This is a genomic window from Photobacterium sp., from assembly GCF_057456235.1.
Map to the genome: position 1 here is coordinate 1 of NZ_JBVCPH010000010.1, position 22,242 is coordinate 22,242.

General features: G+C 45.3%; 22 protein-coding genes, 1 riboswitch and 1 other annotated feature. Of the genes, 16 read left to right on the forward strand and 6 right to left on the reverse strand.

Annotation, left to right across the window (positions count from 1 at the left end; genetic code table 11):
• Nucleotides 1–786 precede the first annotated feature (786 nt).
• Nucleotides 787–1,425 carry a YchE family NAAT transporter gene (locus tag AC2204_RS12490; RefSeq protein ID WP_318925897.1) on the forward strand — a complete coding sequence of 213 codons (639 nt, stop codon included), beginning with the start codon at nt 787–789 and terminating at the stop codon, nt 1,423–1,425.
• A gap of 133 nt (nt 1,426–1,558) precedes the next feature.
• Nucleotides 1,559–2,377 (forward strand): ion transporter, encoded by an 819-nt coding sequence (locus AC2204_RS12495; RefSeq protein WP_318925899.1) that lies wholly within the window; start codon nt 1,559–1,561, stop codon nt 2,375–2,377.
• Between the two features lie 124 nt (nt 2,378–2,501).
• Here AC2204_RS12495 and glpQ read toward each other — a convergent pair whose 3' ends face one another.
• A complete protein-coding gene (gene glpQ, locus AC2204_RS12500) occupies nt 2,502–3,581 on the reverse strand; it encodes a glycerophosphodiester phosphodiesterase (protein ID WP_318925901.1) in 1,080 nt (359 codons plus the stop codon).
• A 326-nt stretch (nt 3,582–3,907) separates the two neighbouring features.
• On the reverse strand, nt 3,908–5,290 hold the full coding sequence (gene cysS, locus AC2204_RS12505) for a cysteine--tRNA ligase (protein ID WP_318925903.1): 1,383 nt from the start codon (nt 5,288–5,290) through the stop codon (nt 3,908–3,910).
• Nucleotides 5,291–5,490: 200 nt separating this feature from the next.
• Between cysS and AC2204_RS12510 the strand changes: the two genes are divergently transcribed.
• The 13 genes from AC2204_RS12510 (at nt 5,491) to hisIE (ending at nt 16,886) form a co-directional block, all read left to right on the forward strand.
• Complete coding sequence (locus AC2204_RS12510; protein WP_318925905.1) at nt 5,491–5,988, forward strand: peptidylprolyl isomerase; 498 nt, start codon at nt 5,491–5,493, stop codon at nt 5,986–5,988.
• 42 nt (nt 5,989–6,030) lie between these two features.
• A complete protein-coding gene (gene lpxH / locus AC2204_RS12515; RefSeq protein WP_318925907.1) occupies nt 6,031–6,762 on the forward strand; it encodes a UDP-2,3-diacylglucosamine diphosphatase in 732 nt (243 codons plus the stop codon).
• A gap of 312 nt (nt 6,763–7,074) precedes the next feature.
• On the forward strand, nt 7,075–8,295 hold the full coding sequence (locus AC2204_RS12520) for an EAL and HDOD domain-containing protein (protein WP_318925909.1): 1,221 nt from the start codon (nt 7,075–7,077) through the stop codon (nt 8,293–8,295).
• 2 nt (nt 8,296–8,297) lie between these two features.
• Complete coding sequence (locus AC2204_RS12525) at nt 8,298–8,840, forward strand: YchJ family metal-binding protein (RefSeq protein ID WP_318925910.1); 543 nt, start codon at nt 8,298–8,300, stop codon at nt 8,838–8,840.
• Nucleotides 8,841–9,068: 228 nt separating this feature from the next.
• The gene (locus AC2204_RS12530) at nt 9,069–9,251 is read left to right on the forward strand and encodes a hypothetical protein (RefSeq protein ID WP_318925912.1); all 183 of its coding nucleotides are present in this window, start codon (nt 9,069–9,071) and stop codon (nt 9,249–9,251) included.
• Nucleotides 9,252–9,481: 230 nt separating this feature from the next.
• Nucleotides 9,482–9,618: a sequence feature (His leader region), on the forward strand.
• A 60-nt stretch (nt 9,619–9,678) separates the two neighbouring features.
• Complete coding sequence (hisG, locus tag AC2204_RS12535; RefSeq protein WP_318925913.1) at nt 9,679–10,575, forward strand: ATP phosphoribosyltransferase; 897 nt, start codon at nt 9,679–9,681, stop codon at nt 10,573–10,575.
• Between the two features lie 4 nt (nt 10,576–10,579).
• Complete coding sequence (gene hisD, locus AC2204_RS12540) at nt 10,580–11,911, forward strand: histidinol dehydrogenase (RefSeq protein ID WP_318925914.1); 1,332 nt, start codon at nt 10,580–10,582, stop codon at nt 11,909–11,911.
• Between the two features lie 7 nt (nt 11,912–11,918).
• A complete protein-coding gene (hisC, locus tag AC2204_RS12545; RefSeq protein ID WP_318925916.1) occupies nt 11,919–12,971 on the forward strand; it encodes a histidinol-phosphate transaminase in 1,053 nt (350 codons plus the stop codon).
• 18 nt (nt 12,972–12,989) lie between these two features.
• Complete coding sequence (gene hisB, locus AC2204_RS12550; RefSeq protein ID WP_413466697.1) at nt 12,990–14,075, forward strand: bifunctional histidinol-phosphatase/imidazoleglycerol-phosphate dehydratase HisB; 1,086 nt, start codon at nt 12,990–12,992, stop codon at nt 14,073–14,075.
• Complete coding sequence (gene hisH, locus AC2204_RS12555; RefSeq protein WP_318925917.1) at nt 14,075–14,716, forward strand: imidazole glycerol phosphate synthase subunit HisH; 642 nt, start codon at nt 14,075–14,077, stop codon at nt 14,714–14,716. The genes hisB and hisH overlap by 1 nt, the downstream gene beginning before the upstream one ends.
• A 23-nt stretch (nt 14,717–14,739) precedes the next feature.
• Entirely contained in the window at nt 14,740–15,474 is a 735-nt protein-coding gene (gene hisA / locus AC2204_RS12560; RefSeq protein WP_318925918.1) for a 1-(5-phosphoribosyl)-5-[(5-phosphoribosylamino)methylideneamino]imidazole-4-carboxamide isomerase, read from the forward strand.
• An 18-nt stretch (nt 15,475–15,492) separates the two neighbouring features.
• On the forward strand, nt 15,493–16,266 hold the full coding sequence (gene hisF, locus AC2204_RS12565) for an imidazole glycerol phosphate synthase subunit HisF (protein ID WP_318925919.1): 774 nt from the start codon (nt 15,493–15,495) through the stop codon (nt 16,264–16,266).
• Nucleotides 16,263–16,886, forward strand: coding sequence for a bifunctional phosphoribosyl-AMP cyclohydrolase/phosphoribosyl-ATP diphosphatase HisIE (gene hisIE, locus AC2204_RS12570; protein WP_318925921.1), 624 nt, complete (start codon nt 16,263–16,265; stop codon nt 16,884–16,886). The genes hisF and hisIE overlap by 4 nt, the downstream gene beginning before the upstream one ends.
• A gap of 124 nt (nt 16,887–17,010) precedes the next feature.
• Here hisIE and AC2204_RS12575 read toward each other — a convergent pair whose 3' ends face one another.
• Nucleotides 17,011–17,589: a thymidine kinase gene (locus tag AC2204_RS12575; protein ID WP_318925922.1), complete on the reverse strand. Its 579-nt coding sequence runs from the start codon at nt 17,587–17,589 to the stop codon at nt 17,011–17,013.
• Nucleotides 17,590–17,777: 188 nt separating this feature from the next.
• A complete protein-coding gene (locus tag AC2204_RS12580; RefSeq protein ID WP_318925923.1) occupies nt 17,778–19,373 on the reverse strand; it encodes a Na+/H+ antiporter NhaC family protein in 1,596 nt (531 codons plus the stop codon).
• A gap of 96 nt (nt 19,374–19,469) precedes the next feature.
• Nucleotides 19,470–19,653, reverse strand: a riboswitch (Lysine riboswitch).
• Between the two features lie 367 nt (nt 19,654–20,020).
• On the opposite strand from AC2204_RS12580, the gene AC2204_RS12585 reads away from it, so the two are divergent.
• Nucleotides 20,021–20,416, forward strand: a complete 396-nt coding sequence (locus AC2204_RS12585) for an H-NS family histone-like protein (protein ID WP_318925924.1) — start codon at nt 20,021–20,023, stop codon at nt 20,414–20,416.
• Nucleotides 20,417–20,807: 391 nt separating this feature from the next.
• On the opposite strand, the gene AC2204_RS12590 is transcribed toward AC2204_RS12585, so the two are convergent.
• Nucleotides 20,808–21,779, reverse strand: a complete 972-nt coding sequence (locus AC2204_RS12590; RefSeq protein WP_318925925.1) for a lytic murein transglycosylase — start codon at nt 21,777–21,779, stop codon at nt 20,808–20,810.
• A gap of 9 nt (nt 21,780–21,788) precedes the next feature.
• Entirely contained in the window at nt 21,789–22,067 is a 279-nt protein-coding gene (locus AC2204_RS12595) for a YcgL domain-containing protein (protein ID WP_318925926.1), read from the reverse strand.
• Nucleotides 22,068–22,242: the final 175 nt, after the last annotated feature.

Genomic DNA, 22,242 nt, shown 5'->3' on the forward strand with positions numbered 1-22,242 from the left:
AGCTTGTTGAGCTAGAGGAATACGCGCGTTGTTCGCCGCCAGAGATGCAGCACGGAAGATTTTGTCAACTTGCTCTTGAGAGAAAGTCGCAAACTCTTTTTGAGCAGCTTTGACACGGGCAACCATTGCATCTAGTTCAGCCATATTCGTTACAGGCATAGTTAACTCCTAACTTAATATTAAAAACTTTTTAGTAAGGATACGTCTTAAATCCTTTCAAGCGGCAGGAAGGTAGTGAATTCATCCAACAATCCCGCAACACACATGCTTAGTAAATCGCTTTCAAAACTGATTATAAAATTTCACACCGTGAAATAATTTGATTTAGATCACTTGTCATTTAAAAGGAGTAAAAATCGTCAAATTTTGATCTGCAGAAGCCATAATCAACACCTTACAGAGTAAATTTGTGAGCTAGTTACTTGACCCCTCAGTACGATGTGAATTTTCTTGTTATCACTAGTTGTGAATATTACGTAATAAACTTTCATTTATTAGAATAAACATCACCCTTTGCGATACCTGTCACGTTTTTTAAAGCTGATTGACTAATCTTTTTTCACATTTGACTGGCACGTTGTTCACCCACTAAGGGTAATACAGTCACCCGTATATTTACAGCCTATTAACACTTTAAAATTCATAAGATTGTTTAGGTTTTGATATAACTATTTTTAATTGGTGGATTTACGCTCTTTAGCTTAAAGTGTCGCCGATGACAGAGATACTCTGCTCAGTTCAAGAAGCTATCTTCTTTTTTATCAACGTTTGTCTGATGGTCAAACAATGCAGTCTTTAGAATTCGCCATTTTCCTACAATTTTTCGTCGGTCTTATCGCAGCAGTCAACCCCATAGGTATCATGCCTATCTTTGTTTCATTAACTTCGCACATGGGCCAAGAGGAAAGAAACAAAACCGCTTTTACGGCCAATATTGCAGTCACGGTTATTCTGATTGTCTCACTACTCGCCGGGCAATTCTTGCTGGATATGTTCAGCATTTCGCTTGATTCATTCCGGGTTGCGGGGGGGTTACTACTGCTTACCATCGCCTTCTCGATGATGAGTGGTAAGCTGGGTGAAGATAAACAGAATAAACAAGAAAAATCTGAATCGGCAAGCCGAGAGCAAATTGGTGTCGTTCCTTTAGCAATGCCTTTAATGGCGGGACCGGGCGCGATCAGCTCGACCATTGTCTATGGTGCTCGATTCCCAGGCTTACCGAATACAATCGGCATTGCACTCACCATCTGCATTTTTGCGTTTTGTTGCTGGCTGTTATTCCGCGGTGCCCCGATCATCGTGCGTTTTCTGGGCCAAACCGGTATTAACGTTATCACACGTATTATGGGCTTAATCCTTGCCGCATTAGGGATCGAGTTTATTGCCACAGGCTTACGTGCCCTGTTCCCTGGATTGGCATAACGTTGCACAAATGAAAAGGGTTACGATAAAATCGTAATCCTTTTCAACAACCCTTCTTGCTACTGCTACTCTGGCTTAAGCCACTTTTCTTCTTTATGCTAGGGTTAACCCTATAACTCAGCAAAGAAATAGTATGTCCAGACTCACCCTTCGGCAAAAGATCTATGAAGTCATTTTTGGTACCGACACCCGTGCGGGGCAGAACTTTGACATTGTGTTAATCCTCGCAATACTGAGTTCAGAGTTGATTCTCATACTTTCATCAGTCACCCATATTCAAGAGCAGTACGCAAACATCCTCTTTTACGGTGAATGGGTTTTTACGCTCCTTTTCACCGTTGAATACCTGTTGAGGCTATATAGCTCACCTAAACCGCTTGCTTATGCGCGGAGTTTTTTTGGTGTCATCGATCTCATTGCCATTTTACCGGTCTATCTTGCGCTCATGATTCCCGGTGCCCACTACTTACTCATCATTCGTTTGATTAGAGTATTACGTATTTTCCGGGTATTGAAGCTGGCACGTTACCTCAAAGATTCCAATATCTTACTGCGTGCTTTACTTCAATCCCAACGAAAAATCCTGGTATTTTTCAGCTCCGTATTCATTCTTGTGACCGTTTTCGGGGCATTGATATTTGTTATTGAGGGGCCAGACAATGGCTTTACCAGTATTCCGCAAAGTATCTACTGGGCAATTGTCACCATCACTACCGTCGGTTATGGCGATCTCGTTCCGCACACCTTTCTCGGTAAAGCAGTTGCATCCATGACCATGTTGCTCGGTTACTCCATATTGGCCGTTCCGACCGGCATTATCACCGCAGAACTGAGTCAGGAGATGAAAGCTCAACGGGAATTGATCCGCTGTATGAACTGCACCCGTGGCGGCCATGAATCTGATGCGAAATTCTGTAAAAACTGTGGCAGTGAACTGCCTGAACAGCTCTAGCCGCATTTTATTCAGGGCTAAAAATAAAAACCAACAAGCAAAAAAAAGCGACGCCAAACACAGCGTCGCCTTATTGCCACCACGAGTTACCGCCCTGATGGCGATCTGTCTTTTATTTAACAGATTATTGCTGGACTGACAGGTAATTTACAGCCCGATCCGGGAAGTCAGTGAAGACCCCATCAACGTTTGCGGTATTATAGAAAATATCTAACATATCGTTGAAATTATTTGCATACGCCGGAATACGACCCGTATCTGCACGGAATGTATAAGGATGCACTTGCATGCCATGCTGGTGAGCCGCTTTCACCAACCCCGTTAGCTTGATATTCCCTTTGGTTGATTGATCAGATATCACCATTGGCTTCCACGGGCCAATACCATCAGCATATTTGGCAACTTCCTCCATCCCACCTTTTGCAAACATCCAATCGTAATTGTATGGCTGCGCTTGACCTTTGTTGTTATACACCATGGTTTCATTCCAGTCGGTGTATGCCAGTAGCTGAACCAGTTTCACATCCATACCCATGGCTGGCATTAGCTCGTCATGAATACGCTTAAGCTCTTCAAAATCAAAAGACTGAAGGAAGACTTTACTTGCTTTGTCGGTATAGCCGTAGTCTTTGAGTACTTTTAACACCGCGGTACTGATATCTTTGCCTTCATGGCGATGGAACCATGGCGCTTTGATTTCAGGGTAAATGCCAATGTCGTAACCCAGCGTTTTGTTCAACCCCTGGATCATCTCAATTTCTTCTTCAAAGGTCGGCACCTTAAAATCAGACTTCCATATCGGATAACGCTCGGGGAAACCCTGAACTTGCTTACCATCTTTAATGTTAAAGCCTTCAGTCACGCTCAGCTGCTTGATTTCGGCAAGAGTAAAATCAATCGCATAAAAACGGCCGTCTTCGCGGGCACGACTCGGGAAAATCTGGGCGACATTGGTAACGCGATCAAGGAAGTGATCGTGCAGTACCACTAGCCTGTTATCTTTCGTCATCACCACATCCTGCTCAATATAGTCAGGCTTCATGGCATAAGCCATCGCTTTGGCCGGTAAGGTATGTTCTGGCAGGTATCCCGAGGCACCACGATGGGCAACCACGATTTTATTGGAATCTGGAGTTGATTGGGCAAAAGTGGGAGATGCGAGCAAGGTGCTGCCAACGGCAGCGGCAAGCCATATTTTTTTCATTATTATCATCCTTAGCAATCTGTACTTTCATTTGGGGCAAACAAAGTACATCGGGGTTATACATCGGAAAGCATAATAATCAGTAATAAATGAACATTTTCGAATTTCTACTTTTATTGTGATCAGTGGCGCTCGAATTGGAACACATTATTTTCGAAAAGTGATACTGGATCAAATTTCATTGTTCATCTGAAAGGCGGCAGTGTACCGCCTTCATTTTGTATTAGTCGGTAATTCTTTAATAATATCAATCGGTATAAGCCTTCCTTCGGACATAAAAAAACCGGAACCATCACTGGCTCCGGTTTTTTATTAGTAATTAAGGCTTATTTACGGCGCCATGTCGTACCTTGCGCGCCGTCTTCCAGAATAATATCCATCGACAACAGCTTATCACGAGCCGCATCAGCAGCTGCCCAGTCTTTTGCTGCGCGGGCATCCAGACGCTGCTGGATCAGGGCCTCTATTTCTGCCACATCATCACTCTCTCCGGCTCCGCCTTGCAAGAAAGCTTCTGGCTCTTGAGACAACAAGCCTAGAATATCAGCCAGCTCGCGCATACGCGCACCCAGCGCAGAGGCCGCAGCCAGATCATCAGGTTTCAACCGGTTAATTTCACGTGCCATATCAAACAGTGCCGAGTAGGCTTCCGGGGTATTAAAGTCATCATCCATCGCTTCTTTAAAGCGGGAAACAAACTCTTCTCCACCGTCCGCTTTCGCCGTCAAGTCAAGACCACGCAAAGAGGTATAAAGACGCTCAAGAGCAGAGCGCGCCTGCTTAAGGTTATCTTCGCTGTAATTCAGCTGGCTGCGATAGTGGCCAGACATCAGGAAATAGCGAACCGTCTCGGCATCGTAATAGCCCAATACATCACGGATGGTGAAGAAGTTACCCAGTGATTTAGACATTTTCTCACGGTCAACCATGACCATGCCACTGTGCATCCAGGTATTCACGTATTGTGAACCTGTTGCGCAGCAGGACTGTGCTATTTCATTTTCGTGGTGCGGGAACTGTAAATCAGAACCACCACCGTGAATATCAAAGTGGTCACCAAGAATGGCAGAATTCATTGCCGAACATTCGATATGCCAGCCCGGACGTCCTGGACCCCACGGAGATTCCCATGTTGGCTCACCTGGCTTAGACATTTTCCACAATACGAAATCAAGCGGACAACGTTTCGCCGTGTCAATATCAACACGTGCACCAGCTTGTAGTTGATCCAAATCTTGTTTAGACAGCCGACCATATTGTTCGAACTTGCTCACTTCGAACATAACATCGCCATTGCTGGCAACATAAGCAAAGCCTCGTTCAATCAAACGCTCACACATTGTGATAATTTCAGCAATGAATTCTGTTGCTCGCGGCTCGATATCAGGGCGTTTCATACCCAGTGCATCAAAATCAGAGTGCATTTCACCGATCAGGCGCTCGGTCAATGATTCGCAGCTCTCGCCGTTCTCTGCTGCACGCTTGATGATCTTATCATCAATATCCGTGATATTTCGAACAAATGTCAGATCATAACCAGAGTAACGTAGGTATCGAGATACAACATCGAAAGATACAAAAGTACGACCATGACCAATGTGACACAAATCGTAAATGGTAACCCCACAGACATACATGCCTACTTTACCAGGCTGAATGGGTTTGAATGCCTCTTTCTGTTTTGTCAGTGAGTTATAGATCTTTAACATATCTCGTAATTACTCATTTTATGGGGTTACTATTAAGAGCAGTAATTACACCTTTTATGGCAAATGAAGGCAAGGAAAAATACCGCAGGTGATACCAAGCAGATCAAAATTTGTATGGACAGGTACTAATAAGATAAAATCCAACGTTAAAGAAAGTTATATACTTTAAAAGCTATATACATCCATTAAAGGACAGAATCATGGTAACGCTTCACACTACTTTTGGTGACATCAAGATCGAGCTAAATTCAGAAAAAGCGCCTGAAACGTGTGCAAACTTCCTGCAATATTGCCGTGACGGTTTCTACAACGATACTATTTTCCACCGTGTTATCGATGGTTTCATGATCCAGGGCGGCGGTATGGCATCTGGCATGGTTGAGAAAGAAACCCGTGCAACAATCAAAAATGAAGCAAACAACGGCCTGAGCAATAAGGTCGGCACGCTTGCAATGGCTCGCACAAATGCGCCGCATTCTGCAAGTTCTCAGTTCTTCATTAATGTTAACGACAATAAATTCCTGGACTTCAAATCAGAAACGCCTGATGGCTGGGGTTACTGTGTGTTCGCTGAAGTTGTTGAAGGCATGGACGTAGTTAACAAGATCAAAGCTGTCTCTACGGGTAACTGGGGTTATGTACACCAGGACGTGCCAGTTGAAGAAGTGGCTATCAATAGCGTAACGATTGAAGAATAATTCTTCGATCAGGGTGGCCTTGTTGCCACCCTATCCTTCCTTATGACTACACTTTTTATTGCCGATCTGCACCTAAGTGCCGAACGTACTGATATTACTGATTGTTTTCTCTCATTCATGCAACAAGAAGCAAGAAGGACTGATGCCCTCTATGTGCTTGGTGATTTGTTTGAAATGTGGATAGGCGATGATGACAATTCCCCCTTCCACCAGCAAATCAAACATGCCTTTAAGCAACTCACCGATTCAGGCGTGCCTTGCTTTTTTATTCATGGTAATCGTGACTTTCTGATTGGTTCGCGTTTCAGCCAGGAAACCGGCGTACAACTGTTGCCACAACACAGTGTTATTGACCTGTATGGCACACCGACCTTGATCCTTCATGGTGATACGCTGTGCACCTTAGATGAGGCTTATCAGCGTTATCGTAAGAAAGTCCATAACCGATTTATTCAGTGGCTGTTTTTCCGTCTGCCCCTGCGTTATCGCCAGAAGATCGGTGATAAAATACGAAACAGCAGCAGTCAGAATAATCAAGCTAAGAAGATGACAATCATGGATGTTACACCCGATGAGGTGATCAAAGTGATGGCTGAACATAACGTACTCAGTATGATCCATGGCCATACCCATCGCCCTGACGTACACACGTTAACCGTCGATGGAAAAAACGCCACTCGGATCGTGTTAGGTGACTGGTACGATCATGGTTCGGTGCTGGTATGCAGACCTGAAGGTAATCGATTGGAAAAAAGAGATTTTTTCAATCGATAGTGACAACAAGGTACGCCATGCGTACCTTTTCATTGTAGCCAGAATAGGATATTTAGCGGGATTAATATAAAATGAATACGATCACATACAACCGAAAATACGAATAAAAAACCCATAATTACAACAGATGTCTCATATTGTTCGATTTTCTTGATCATTCCTTTAATATGTTACAACTATCACTATGTACACCTATAATTATTTGTATTATTCGTAAGTTAAGATAGTGCATCTGTTATCTGACTTGTCATTCGATATTATTATCTTAAATAATATTTTTAGAATATAAATTAATAGCTTGAGCTAGCCATCATGCATTCATACCATGCTAGACAGCCAATACTGAACAAAGAAAAAGCAACCGTAGGGTACGAATTGCTTTTTCGAGACGGGCCAGATAACTGCTTTCCGGATATCGGTGACGAGCAAGCAACCAATCGCTTATTAATCGATAACTTTATGACGTCTGGCTCATTGCAATCCACTGATAGTAAATGGTTTTTTGTAAACTTTCCATATACAAGCCTGATTCAGCGCACCCCACTGATGTTTCCAAAGAAAAGTTTCGTCATTGAAATTCTTGAGACCTGTGTACCAACTGACGAATTATTAGAAGCAGTGACAGAGCTTCACCAGAAAGGTTACATGCTGGCACTGGACGACTTTATACCCAGTAAAGAATGGAATCGTTTTTTACCCTATATTCATATTGTGAAGTTCGATTTACGTTCAACGCCTGTAGCAAGAGCGGGCTTTTTCATTCGTCGCCATAAAGATGGCAACCTCAAGTTTCTAGCTGAAAAAGTAGAGACCCATGAGGAGTTCATTGCAGCGTGCGACGCGGGATTTGACCTTTTCCAGGGCTTTTTCTTTAGCAAACCAGAGATGGTTCAGCGTAAATCTTTAGCCCCTTCGGCTTTAACGACGATCCGCCTCTATCAGGAGATTTGTCTGCCTGAAGTCGATTACAAAAAAGTCGAAGGTATCATCGCCACCGACGTAACGCTTTCCTATAAATTACTGCGCCATGTCAATACCATGACGTCAGCACGTACCGAAGCGATATCATCGTTTAAACAGGCTTTAGTTTATCTGGGCGAAGAAAAACTACGACGCTTTATTTCCTTTGTAGCCGCCTCTCATGCGCTCGCAGGCAAACCACATTCGTTATACAGCTTATCGCTACTGCGCGCCCATTTTTGCGAGCGACTGGGAATACTTGTCACCCCAAAGATTAGCGGCAATCAGGCTTTTTTAACCGGACTCTTTTCATTGCTTGATTCACTATTAGATCAACCTATTGATGAGCTGGTCACCCTCCTGCCTTTAAGTGAAGAGGTTCAACAGGCTCTGGTTAACCAGACCGGAACACTGGGCACCATTCTCAAATTAGCCACAGCCTACGATCAGGCCCAGTGGGAGGATGTCAGCCAATACAGTAAACAGCTTGGCATTAACGAAACAAACGTTGCAGCTCGCTATGATGAATCATTAAAATGGGTGACCTTTTTTGAGAAAGCAGCGACAAAATAATCATGTCAAAACCTCAACAAGCCTGCCCCTGTGGTAGTCAGAAATCACTGGCAAAGTGCTGCCAGCCGATACATCTGTCAGCAATACATGCAGAGCATCCAGAACAACTGATGCGCGCCCGATACAGCGCGCATGTTTTAGGCATAGTAGACTTTGTTATCGCAACCTACCATCCAAGTTGCCAGGCAGAGCAATACCGTGAGGCTATTGCCGAATCAGTGAGCTCTCAATGGCTGGGTCTTGATATCATCAGCAGTGAAATCACAGATAACGATGAAGGTTTTGTCGAATTCAAAGCCTATTACCAAGAGGGTAAAGAACAACATTGTTTACATGAGCGTTCTCGCTTTCTGAGAGAACCAGTTAATGGTGAGCAACAATGGTTCTATATTGATGGAGACTACCCCGAGTCACCGCCGCAAGAATCGCCGTTATCACAAGAGTCGACTGCGCCTGCGATCAGCCCGGCAGTCAGCAATAAAATCAGCCGCAACGATCCTTGTCCTTGCGGTAGTGGTAACAAATTCAAAAAATGTTGTGGTTAATACCATTAGGGATGACACTACCATCTAGGAAAATATCAACCCTCTGAAAATAAGGAGTAAGTACCTGCTTACTCCTTGTAAAGCCTAACATCGATATCCCACTCTCTAACAAGATTACCTACCACACACTGTCTACTTTACAACCAATATGTGAGCAAAAAACACTCAAGATGTGCACTTGATTGCCGATAATATCATCAGACACTTTCAGTTTGATGAGGCAATAACATGATCAATTCGAACAACAAACTACCGCCGCCCACTCAAAATCAGCTCAAAAAAGTGACTCAGGCATCACCTATTGATGAGCGACGGCTGAAGATCGAACCCAAAAAAGCAGAGAGCAATGACCAGGAAAGTGATCAGCCCAAAAAGAAAGCGCGTAAACACCTGCTCGATATATATGTCTGATTTTGATTAACTGACTGCTCTCTATTGTAAAAAAGCGGTGAAGTCATGCCCTTCTCCCGTTTGTTTTGCTGTCAGGTTATTACCTGCCGGCACCACTTGATTAGAAATTGAAAATTTCCATCAATTTAATGTTGCAAAAACAGACGAGCTTCGTTAGTGTGAAAGACAAGCACTAAGTAAATAATGATTTCGACAGAGTAAATAATTATGCGTATCCAAATGGTAAACCTACATCACCATCATCATCCTGACTAGTCTTTCGGGAGGATACGCCTCACTCTGGAAGACAGTAATAATTCTTCCAGCGGTTAATATGAATACAGAATTCAAACCCTCGGAAGAGCAATGCTTCCGAGGGTTTTTTCGTTCTAAGTGACAAAAAATTCACGGATTGGCTTTACAAGAATACAAACAGGGAAAAATGACAATGCAAACACAACGACTTCGAATTGCGATTCAAAAGAAAGGGCGTCTAAGTAAAGAGTGCCAGAACCTGCTTAAACAATGTGGTGTCAAATTTAATCTGGTGGGCGAGCGTTTGGTTGTACACGCTGAAAACATGCCTATCGACCTGCTGTTAGTCCGTGATGACGATATTCCGGGTTTGATCATGGATGGGGTTGTTGATCTGGGTGTCATCGGCGAAAACGAATTGGAAGAGGTCGGCCTTGAGCGTGAAGCACTTGGCGAGCCCTCTGAATACAACAAACTACGTCGTCTAGATTTTGGTGGTTGCCGCTTATCCATTGCCATAGATAAAGACGCCCAATATAACGGCCCGCAAGATCTACAAGGCAAGCGTATTGCAACAACCTACCCGCAACTGGTAAAACGCTATATGGACGAGCAAGGGGTGACATTCAGCCCTTGTATGCTCAATGGCTCGGTAGAAGTCGCTCCCAGAGCAGGCCTGGCAGATGCCATCTGTGATTTGGTTTCAACCGGTGCCACTCTTGAAGCCAACGGCCTGAAAGAAGTTGAAGTGATCCTCCGCTCTAAAGCCGTACTGATACAGCGCAATGGTGAGTTCAGTACAGAAAAACAAGCCCTGATTGAACGCCTTCTTACCCGCATGCAGGGGGTTATTCAGGCCAAAGAATCAAAATACATCATGCTACACGCGCCAACAGAGTGCTTAGATAAAATCACGGCATTGCTTCCAGGTGCTGAAGATCCGACCGTATTACCACTCGCTGCCGATAAAAGCCGCGTTGCCGTTCATCTGGTCAGCACTGAAAACCTGTTCTGGGAAACAATGGAGCAGCTAAAAGCGCTTGGTGCCAGTTCAATTCTGGTGCTGCCAATTGAAAAAATGATGGAGTAAGGCAATGAAAACGGTTGTTTGGCAATCCCTGAGTGAAAACCAGCAAGATACCTTGCTGCAGCGTCCGGCAATTGCTGAGGGCGCAAACATCACCGCGATAGTTGCCGCTGTGGTTGCTGATGTCCGTCAGCGTGGTGATGAAGCCCTGCTCGATCTGACAGAAAAATTTGACCGCGTACGGCCTGAGTCGATTCGCGTTTCTGAACAAGAAGTCAGTGCGGCATCATCACGCTTAAGCGATAAGATGAAACAAGCGCTGCAGCAGGCTTATCAAAATATCGCAACATTCCACCAGGCACAAAAGGTGGATACCCTGCGCGTTGAGACTCAGCCAGGCGTCGTTTGCGAACAGGTCACCCGTCCGATCAATTCAGTAGGCCTTTACATTCCGGGAGGTAGTGCACCGCTGCCTTCAACCGTTCTCATGCTAGGCGTACCGGCACAGATTGCGGGATGCTCTCAGGTAGTATTATGCTCGCCCCCGCCTATTGCCGACGAGATCCTCTATGTCGCTCAACTGTGTGGTATCAAAGACATCTATAATGTTGGTGGGGCTCAAGCCATTGCCGCAATGGCTTATGGCACCGAATCGGTCAGTTCTGTCAATAAGATCTTCGGCCCGGGCAATGCCTTTGTGACTGAGGCCAAACGTCAGGTCAGCAATGACTTCCGCGGCGCGGCAATTGATATGCCAGCAGGTCCATCTGAAGTATTAGTCATTGCTGACAGCACGGCAGAACCAGCGTTTATTGCGGCAGATTTGCTCAGTCAGGCTGAACACGGGCCGGACTCCCAGGTCGTGCTGGTAACACCAGATCCTAGTATTGCTGATCGGGTTGCTGATGCCATCCAACAACAACTTAAAGAACTTCCTCGTGCCGACATCGCACGTCAGGCTTTAGGTTCAAGTCTGTTGATTGTGGCAGAAACACTGGCTCAGTGTATTGCGATTTCTAACCATTACGGGCCTGAACACCTGATTGTACAAACCCGGACCCCAAGAGAGTTAGTGCCGCTGCTCGATAATGCCGGTTCGATTTTCTTAGGTGACTGGTCACCGGAATCGGTTGGCGATTATGCATCGGGAACAAACCACGTATTGCCGACCTACGGTTATACCCGTACCTATTCAAGCCTGGGCTTAGCCGACTTTTCTAAACGCATGACGGTACAGGAATTAACAGCAGACGGCCTTAAAATTCTTGCCCCGACAGTGGTTACGATGGCGGAAGCTGAAGGACTTGATGCACACAAACGCGCAGTGACGATTCGAATCGAGAAGTTGCAGCAGCAAGAAGCGTGTAATACATCGCAAATTAACGATAAAGAGGCGTAACGTAATCATGACTATCGCACAACTGGCACGGAAAACCGTGCGCGAACTAACGCCTTACCAGTCTGCTCGGCGCCTGGGTGGAAGTGGCGATATCTGGCTCAATGCCAACGAATCGCCATTTGCCAACGAATACAACATTAATTGCAACCGCCTGAACCGCTACAGTGAATGCCAGCCAGTAGATCTGATCCAGGCCTACGCCGATTATGCCGGCGTACAAAAAGAACAAGTGATGACTTCGCGTGGTGCCGATGAAGGCATCGAGTTGCTAATTCGTACTTTTTGCGAGCCAAACCAAGATAGTATCCTATACTGCCCACCGACCTATGGCATGTATGCCATCAGTGCAGAAACGTTCGATATAGCGACCAAATCAGTACCGTTAACCGCTGATTGGCAGCTGGATTTACCCACCATTCATGACAATCTTGATGGCGTCAAGTTAGTCTTTGTTTGTAGCCCTAACAATCCAACCGGTAACTTGATGAAACGTCAGGATATCGAAGCACTGCTCGATATGACGGCCAATAAAGCGTTAGTGGTCGTCGATGAAGCCTATATCGACTTTTGCCCTGAGGCCTCAACCGTTGATCTGCTTGAGCAATACCCGAATCTAGTGATTCTGCGCACTCTGTCAAAAGCGTTTGCTTTAGCCGGACTTCGTTGTGGTTTTACCTTAGCCAACGCCGATGTTATCGAGCTATTATTAAAAGTAATAGCTCCGTACCCGGTACCAGTACCTGTGGCTGACATTGCCGTTCAGGCACTTTCACCTGCCGGATTAGCAAAAACCAAATTCCAGGTGCTCGATCTCTGTGCCAACCGTGCTTACCTTCAAGCTGGCTTAAGCATGCTAAATAACGTTCACGTTTTTGATGGCTATGGCAACTACATACTGGTGAAGTTCCCGGATGCAGACGCCTTATTTAAGGCGTTGTGGGATCACGGCATCATTCTTAGGCGCTCCCCCATTAAGAACTGTATTCGTATTAGTGTCGGCAACCGTGATGAGTGTGAAAAAACACTGGCCTTCATCCGAGAGCAACTAGATCAGAATTAAGCAGAAAGGATAAGCATTGTGAGCAAGGAAAAGATTTTATTTATTGATCGTGACGGCACCTTAATTGTTGAGCCACCTATTGATTTTCAGGTCGATCGCTTAGACAAACTGAAACTCGTACCTTTCGTGATCCCAGCGTTGCTTCAGCTGCAGGATGCGGGCTATAAGCTGGTTATGATCACCAATCAGGACGGCCTCGGCACAGATAGCTACCCGCAGGCGGACTTCGACGCGCCGCACACCATGATGATGGAAATCTTCGAATCACAAGGAGTAAAATTCGACGATGTCCTGATTTGTCCGCACTTTGACGATGAAAACTGTACCTGCCGCAAGCCTAAACTAGGCCTTGTTAAAAGCTACCTGCAGCAGGGTCGTGTCGACTTTGCCACATCAGCCGTGATTGGCGATCGTCCAACCGATCTGCAGTTGGCTGAAAATATGGCCATTCGCGGTATCCTTTACAATCCGCAGCCCCGCGATGAAAAAAGCATGAACTGGCAACAGATCGTTAAAGATCTTACGACCACCCCAAGGATCGCCGAAGTGGTTCGCACCACCAAGGAAACCGACATCCGGGTGAAAGTGAATCTCGATGAAACCGGTGGCAACAAGATTGAAACTGGCCTGGGATTCTTTGACCACATGCTTGATCAAATCGCGACCCACGGTGGCTTCCGCATGGAACTCACCGTCAAAGGTGATTTGCACATTGACGATCACCACAGCGTTGAAGATACCGCTCTGGCCTTAGGTCAGGCGTTAAAACAAGCGCTAGGCGACAAACGGGGCATAGGCCGATTTGGATTCAGCCTGCCTATGGATGAATGTCTGGCGCAATGTGCCTTAGATCTGTCTGGCCGCCCGTACCTGAAATTTGACGCTACATTCGGTCGTGAACAAGTCGGTGATTTGTCAACAGAAATGGTACAGCACTTCTTCCGGTCACTGACCGATACTCTGGCCTGTACCCTGCACCTGTCCTCGACCGGCGATAACGACCACCACATTGTCGAGAGCCTGTTCAAAGCCTTCGGCCGCACGCTGCGCCAGGCGATTCAGGTCGAAGGTAACGAATTACCGAGCAGTAAAGGAGTGCTGTAATGGTGAGTAAAAACCAGAAGATCGTCATTATTGATACCGGCTGTGCCAACGTCTCTTCAGTACGTTTTGCTATCGAGCGCTTGGGCTACACGGTCACCGTCAGCAAAGAGCCGAGCATCGTACTGGCTGCCGACAAATTGTTTTTGCCCGGTGTTGGTACCGCCAGCGAAGCGATGAAGAACCTGCAGGAACGCGACCTGGTCGAGCTTGTTAAACAAGTCGACAAGCCTCTGCTGGGTATCTGTTTAGGCATGCAGTTACTTGGGGCATTATCGGAAGAACAGGGCCAGAGCGGTACCGATCTCGTTCCGTGCCTTGGCCTTTGCGATGCGCCAATAAAGAAAATGCAGACCGGTGACTTGCCACTGCCTCACATGGGCTGGAATACCATCACCCCCGTTGACGGTCACCCGCTGTTCAAAGATATCCCGGCGGGTAGCTACTTCTACTTTGTTCACAGCTATGCCATGCCGGTCTCTGAGGCTGCATTCGAAGAAAAGGGTTATACCATCGCCCGGTGTGAATATGGTCAGCCGTTTAGTGCCGCGATTCAGAGCGGTAACTACTATGGGGTCCAATTTCACCCTGAGCGGTCAAGCAAAGCCGGCGCTCAGCTAATTAAAAACTTTTTAGAGATGTAAGGACGACATAAAAGGACCTTATGATGATTATTCCCGCCCTCGATTTAATTAACGGTCAAGTTGTTCGTCTGTTTCAGGGAGATTACGGACAAGTTACTGAATACCAGGTAGATCCAGCTGAACAATTCAAACTTTATAACCAGGCTGGAGCCGACTGGCTGCATCTGGTTGATTTGACAGGGGCCAAAGATACCTCTGCCCGTCAGCTTGATTTGATCCGACACTTACTTGCCAGCACCCCGGCCAATATTCAAATTGGCGGTGGAGTTCGCACCGAAAAAGACGTCGCTGATTTATTGGCAGCCGGGGCACAACGTGTTGTTGTCGGCTCTACCGCGGTCAAACAGCCAGAGCTAGTTAAGGGCTGGATGGAAAAATACGGTCCGGAGCACATCGTATTAGCTCTCGACGTCAACATTGACCAAGACGGCAACCGTAAAGTGGCTATATCAGGCTGGCAAGAAGATTCCGGAGTCAGTATCGAAGCGTTGCTGGATGACTTCCTGACGGTAGGCCTGAAGCATGTACTCTGCACCGATATCTCTCGTGACGGCACACTTGCCGGCTCTAACGTCGAGCTGTATGTCGATCTTTGCGCCCGGTATCCGCAAGTCCAATTCCAGTCTTCCGGTGGTATTGGTGGCCTGAAAGATATCGAAGCCTTAAAAGGCAGTGGTGTCGCGGGTGTCATCGTTGGGCGCGCTTTGCTCGATGGTAAGTTTACCGCCGAAGATGCTTTCCAGTGCTGGAACAATTAACAAACAAGGAGTCATAGCATGCTAGCAAGAAGAATCGTTCCTTGTTTAGATGTCCGCGACGGACAGGTGGTCAAAGGGGTGCAATTTCGAAACCACGAGATCATCGGTGATATTGTACCGCTTGCCAAACGTTACGCCGAAGAAGGTGCCGATGAACTGGTTTTCTACGATATCACGGCCTCGAGTGATGGCCGCGTCGTTGATAAAAGCTGGGTCGCCCGTGTTGCTGAAGTGATTGATATACCATTTTGTGTTGCCGGCGGTATTAAATCAGCAGAAGACGCGAGCCGTATCTTGCAGTACGGAGCCGATAAAGTATCAATCAACTCCCCTGCGCTGGCAAACCCGGATTTGATCACCGAACTTGCCGATAAGTTTGGCGTGCAGTGTATTGTGGTCGGCATCGATTCCTATTTTGATGCTAAAACGGGGAAATATCAGGTCTACCAATTTACCGGTGATGAAACCCGCACCAAAGCAACCCAATGGGAAACCTGCGATTGGGTACAGGAAGTACAGAAACGTGGCGCGGGTGAAATCGTGTTAAACATGATGAATCAGGATGGCGTACGTAACGGTTACGATCTAAAGCAACTCAATATGGTACGTAAAGTCTGCCATGTTCCTTTAATTGCTTCCGGTGGTGCTGGGGAAATGGTGCACTTTGCTGAGGCCTTCAATAAGGCCAATGTTGATGGCGCATTGGCGGCTTCTGTCTTCCATAAGCAAATTATCAATATTGGCGAACTTAAGCAGTATCTAAAAGAACAGAATGTGGAGATCCGACTATGAGCCTGGTAACAGCGGTTAATTGGGAAAAAGTCGACGGCTTAGTCCCGGCGGTGATTCAGGATAACACCAGCGGCCAGGTACTGATGCTGGGTTACATGAACCAAGAAGCCTTAAATAAAACATTAGAAACCCAACAGGTAACCTTCTGGTCTCGTACCAAGAACCGCCTGTGGACTAAAGGGGAAACCTCCGGCAACGTCCTTGAGCTGAAAAGTATTAACCTGGATTGTGATCAGGACACTTTACTCGTCAAGGTAAAGCCGGTTGGACCAACCTGCCACCTGGGTACCCCAGCCTGTTTTGACAATGATACCGAGGGCAAACAAGAACAGCCGGCACTGGTGTTTCTTCATCAACTTGAACAAGTTCTGGCTAGTCGTAAAGGTGCTGATCCCGAGTCCTCTTATACTGCCAGTCTCTATGCTCGCGGCACCAAACGTATATCGCAAAAAGTGGGTGAAGAAGGCGTTGAAGTCGCGCTTGCGGCAACGTCGGGCGATAAGGCGGAGTTAGTCTGTGAATCGGCTGATCTGATTTATCACCTGCTTGTTCTGCTGCAAGATCAAGATCTGACACTGGCCGATATCACTGCCAAGCTCCAGGAGCGCCACAATAAATAAAACGGAACGATGAGGCGTTATACTCCCAGGAATAGGATGAGTTCACTAAAAATATGACCTATAAAAAAGGAAGCGCAGGCTTCCTTTTTCTTATTCACGGCGGTTCCCCGAGCCAAGACGCTTTTTAACGGCCCAATGCTTCTTTATAGTGCTTGCGACAAACGGAGAGATAACGGTCATTACCGCCAATTTCAACTTGATCACCATCAGCAATCGCCTGACCAGACTCGTCCTGACGAATCACCATATTTGCTTTACGTCCACAATGACAAATTGTCTTTAGCTCGACCAGCTTATCAGCCCAAGAAAGTAAATATCGGCTTCCTTCGAAAAGCTCACCGCGGAAATCACTACGAAGTCCGTAGCATAAAACCGGAACATGGAGTTTATCGACGACTTCCGTTAATTGATACACCTGATCTTTGGTCAGAAACTGGCACTCATCAATCAAGACACAGTCAATTTTGGATGCACGGTGAAGGGCTTGCAGTTTATCCCAGAGATCGTCTTCGGGCGTATATAGCTCCGCATCTTCCTGTAAACCGATCCGAGAGCTGACCTTGCCCTTACCAAATCGGGTATCAATCGCCGCGGTGAGGATCACCGGATGCATGCCACGTTCGCGATAATTAAAAGATGATTGTAATAACGTCGTCGATTTACCCGCATTCATTGCTGAGTAGTAGAAATACATCTGGGCCATGAGGCTCCCCAAAGACTGAAAAACTGCCGGAATGCTACAGAAATTAACCCGGAAATGAAAGAACATACCGCATGAAAAGGGCAGTATCCAGTCTCTTGTCTTTACACTCAAATTATATCAATCGGGATACAAAAAAGCCTGCGAAAACATCGCAGGCTTCGTCGCAGATTACTAATCTGTTACTGGTATTATACGTTTGCAGTGGTCGCTGTCGGACGGCGAGAGAGCCAAGATAGCATTACACAAACCACAATAAATGTGACAGTGGCTGCCATAAATGACACGGCCAGTGAACCCGTCATGCCGAGCACTAAGAAACCAATGGCTGAAACAAAGGCGACTGAAAGTGCGTAAGGTAGCTGAGTAGAGACATGATCAATATGGTGACAACGAGCACCGGTTGAAGACAGGATGGTGGTATCAGAAATTGGTGAACAGTGATCACCGAAGACCGAACCCGCCAGAACCGCACTTAACATCGGCAGTAGCAGAGCAATATCTGTCGCAGCAGATAAATCGCCGGCAATCGGTAGCATGATACCGAAAGTACCCCAAGATGTTCCTGTTGAGAACGCCATAACACCTGATAGCAAGAACAGGATAACGGGTAGCATCATTGGGTCAATATTACCTTGCACCAGCGTAGACAAATACTTTCCGGTCGCCATATCGCCGATGACGCTACCGATACTCCAGGCGAACAACAGGATCAGAATGGCACCAAACATCGACTTCGCACCAATCCACAATGTTTTGACGGTATCCGCCATCGGGATTTTCTGGCGCAGCACAGGAATAAACGCCGACACCAAACCAAATAAACCACCATAACATAGCGATTTACCCACATCGGTATTTTCAAAAGCCCCCAGAATATTAAACGCAATTCCATCTGCATCCAGAGCCTGATAACCCGTATAAATCATAAAGAAGAAAGTGGAGAGGATCAGAATTACAATCGGCATAACCAGATCAGTAACACGGCCATTCTGGCTTTCTTCGATTTCAAGCTCATCATTCAGATCTTTAGCCTGACTGTCATCATCGCCTTCATCGAACCCATAACCATGACTTGCCTGCACTTCATGCTTTTTCATAGAGCCGACATCAATTTGGAACCAAGCAACAGCGAATACCATCAGCAGAGCAAATACGGCATAAAAGTTCATTGGAGCCAGCTGCAAGAATGCACTCAATGCAGAATATTCAGTCACACCATGTGATACCAGAATGCCACCAATCACGGTAATGATATAAGCACCCCAACTTGATGCAGGCATTAATACACACATAGGTGCGGCCGTTGAATCCAGAATATAAGCCAGTTTAGCGCGTGAAACGTAAAATCGGTCAGTAACCGGACGAGAAATCGAACCTACTGCCAGACTGTTAAAATAGTCGTCAACAAAAATGAAAACACCTAAAAATGCAGCCAGTAGCTTCGCGCCACGTTTACTTTTTATTTTAGTTTGTGCCCACTCGGCAAATGCGTGTGTACCGCCCGATAAGGTCAGCAATGCAGTCATCATTCCCAATAAAACCAGGAATACCACAATACTCATGTTCCAACTATTGATGGCGCCATCTTCGATGAATACGCTTTTAACTGTTGTGAACAAGTAATCTGCGGTAGCCCCGGCAGAGAAATCGGTTAATAACAGTGCACCTAAGACAACACCAACACCTAAAGAAACCAATACTTTACGTGTAAGGACAGCTAATACCAATGCCACTAATGGTGGTAAAAGCGAAATGGAGGAATGTGAAAAATCTACAATATTCATGATCTCTACTACAACCGATCTGGTCGGAGATCTACTGCTGAACACGGGAATAACCGTGATAGATGAGTATAAGGAAAGAAGATAAACCTCTCCCGACCCCACAGTAGCGCTCCATAGTTAATGTAATTATATACTATGGCAGTGTTGCCCCTATTTGGTGACAACCCCAGCAAGAAGGTCTGATAAACCTTTCTAACTTCGGCATTGGCTCCTTTCGCAAACTATCATCGGAATCACCCTACAGTTTGCTACTCTTAGACAATGCACCTCTACCCTTAGTCAAGGAATGGTTCATTCTACGGAATGTCGACTCTTTTGCAACAACTTAAAGTGAAAGTTTTTACAGAAATAGTGAATAATATTGCCGACTTGGTGAATCTTTAATCATAACACCCTAAATTGGAATGCGATGAATATGAAATGGCGGACATTTATATATAGCGAAGAATCACTTTTTGGTTGATATTTTCAAACTAAAATGTGATTACATTTTTCCATAATTGAGAATCCATTCAACAAACAAACAATATTTAATTATTAATTAAATAAATTGTTTGGCACTGACACTATAAAAGTATTATTATTGATAAATATTGCTTTTTGACTGCTATTATTAATGCGGCAGTAAATTTAACGGGAAATAAAAAATGTCTGATGTAATGAAAGCGCTATTAAACCTTCGTAGCCTTCGCGCACTTTCTCGCGAATATACACTAGAGCAACTACAAGAAGCTCTGGAAAAACTACAAACAGTTGTCGCTGAACGTGAAGAATCTGAAGCAGAAGAGATTGCGAAAGAGAATGAGCGTAAAGAAAAACTGGATCATTACCGTGAAATGCTTCTGGCTGATGGTATCGACCCAGAAGAATTACTTTCTACTCTGGCTAAAGCACCAAAAGCTAAGCGTGCTTCACGTCCAGCAAAATATAAATTCATCGATGAAAATGGTGAAGAAAAAACGTGGACAGGCCAAGGTCGTACACCAAGTGCATTGAAGAAAGCGTTAGATGCCGGTCAATCTATTGAAGATTTCGAAATCTAATAAGCCATATACCAGTTGAATAAAAGCCCGGCTATCATGCCGGGCTTTCTATATTCAGTAAAAGTATTTTATTTATTAACAACCGACTAATGATTGCTGGCCATTCTCATATCACTGCAGACCATTCACGGAATCACCAATAACATCAATACGCATTGGTGCTGTTAATAAGAGCCATTAAAAAGCACGAAAGTAAGCCGGTAACTTTTATTATCCCTGCACGGCTGCCGCACTCACTAAAAACATAAGACATTGAAACAAAAGAAAATAACCAACAAAAAAACCATGTGAATAATAATGATAACAGGCTGGTAAACGATTAGATTCCACGAAAAAGAGCCAGATATTAATACCTGACTCTGTCTCTTTTTAGAATCAAAAAATACAAATGTTATCGAATCCGGTCAGCTAGATGACTCACCGCTAAAGCAAAATAATGCGAACGATTCCAGCTTAATAGTGTTTGATAATTATCATAAATCAGATATGCACGCCCTTGTTGATCATCAGGCTGAATAAGCCATGCGTCAATATTAACTTTAGGAAGTGCTTGCCCATTTATTTTCCTGACCCCCAGCTTTTGCCATTCCGCTAAAGGTCTTGCTTTTTCCTTTTCGACACCTTTAAATGATGTATCTATTCCCACAGGGGATTTAACCTGCCTTCCCCATATATATTCATCATTCCAGCCCGACATCTTCAGATAATTCGCCGCGGAGGCAAAAACATCCTCTTCGCTCTGCCAGATATCAATACGTCCGTCATTATTTCCATCGACAGCATAAGCAAGAAACGATGTCGGCATAAACTGGGGTTGCCCCATCGCACCAGCCCATGACCCTTTCATCTCTGTTGGCGCAATATGGCCGTCATTAAGAATGGTTAAGGCTGCTATTACCTGTTTGCGAAAAAAAGCTTCTCGACGGCCTTCATAGGCCAGGGTAGCAAGCGCTTCGATCACATTATAATTACCCATTAAGCGACCAAAGTTACTCTCAACGCCCCATAAAGCGACTATGAACCTTGGCTGAACACCATATTCACGTCCAATCCTATCCAGCGTCAGTTTATGCTCTTGGTATAGACGATTAGCCTGTTTTACTTTCCAATCAGGAACCGCTCGTGGGATATATTCATCCAGCGTCAACTTTTTCTCAGGCTGATTTTTATCAGCCTTAACGGCATGCTCTGTATATTTAATGCCTTTGAAAGCAGTATTGATTATCGATTCTGAAATTCCATGCTCACGAGCTTGTGTTTTAAGCTCAAGCACATACTCGTCAAATCCTTCGTCAGACGAAAATGCTGTCGAAGAGATCCCTAATCCTATGGCCACTAGGGCCGATATCAAACGCTTATGCATAGTTACCTTTTACGAATTGAGTTCAGCTTTTGCTGCTTTATGTTGTTCGAGTAAATTAATCACTGGTGGTGGTATCTGCAGATAATAACCTGCCGTCGCTAACGCCTCTTTAACCCTATCGGCATCTGCTAATGCTAATTTACGCCCTTCCAGCTTTATCACCATAACAAACTGTGGCTTGCCAAAAGTTGTCATCAGAGGTTCTGGCACGTCAGAAAAATCATCTTTTTTATTGATATATAAATATGTATTTTCTTTTTTGGCACTTTTATAAATTGAACACAACATCAAAATAGCCTGCTTGTTAAAGTCTTCATCTTTTCAGACACTCATTTTACTCAATCATTCCCCCAAAGTGCTAACTTTAAGGCAATGCAGATGAGACGTTTGTCTTAAATTCCAACGCCAGGGCAAGGATAGCTTGCCGATACATCCTTTGGAATATACCATGCAAGTACCTTTG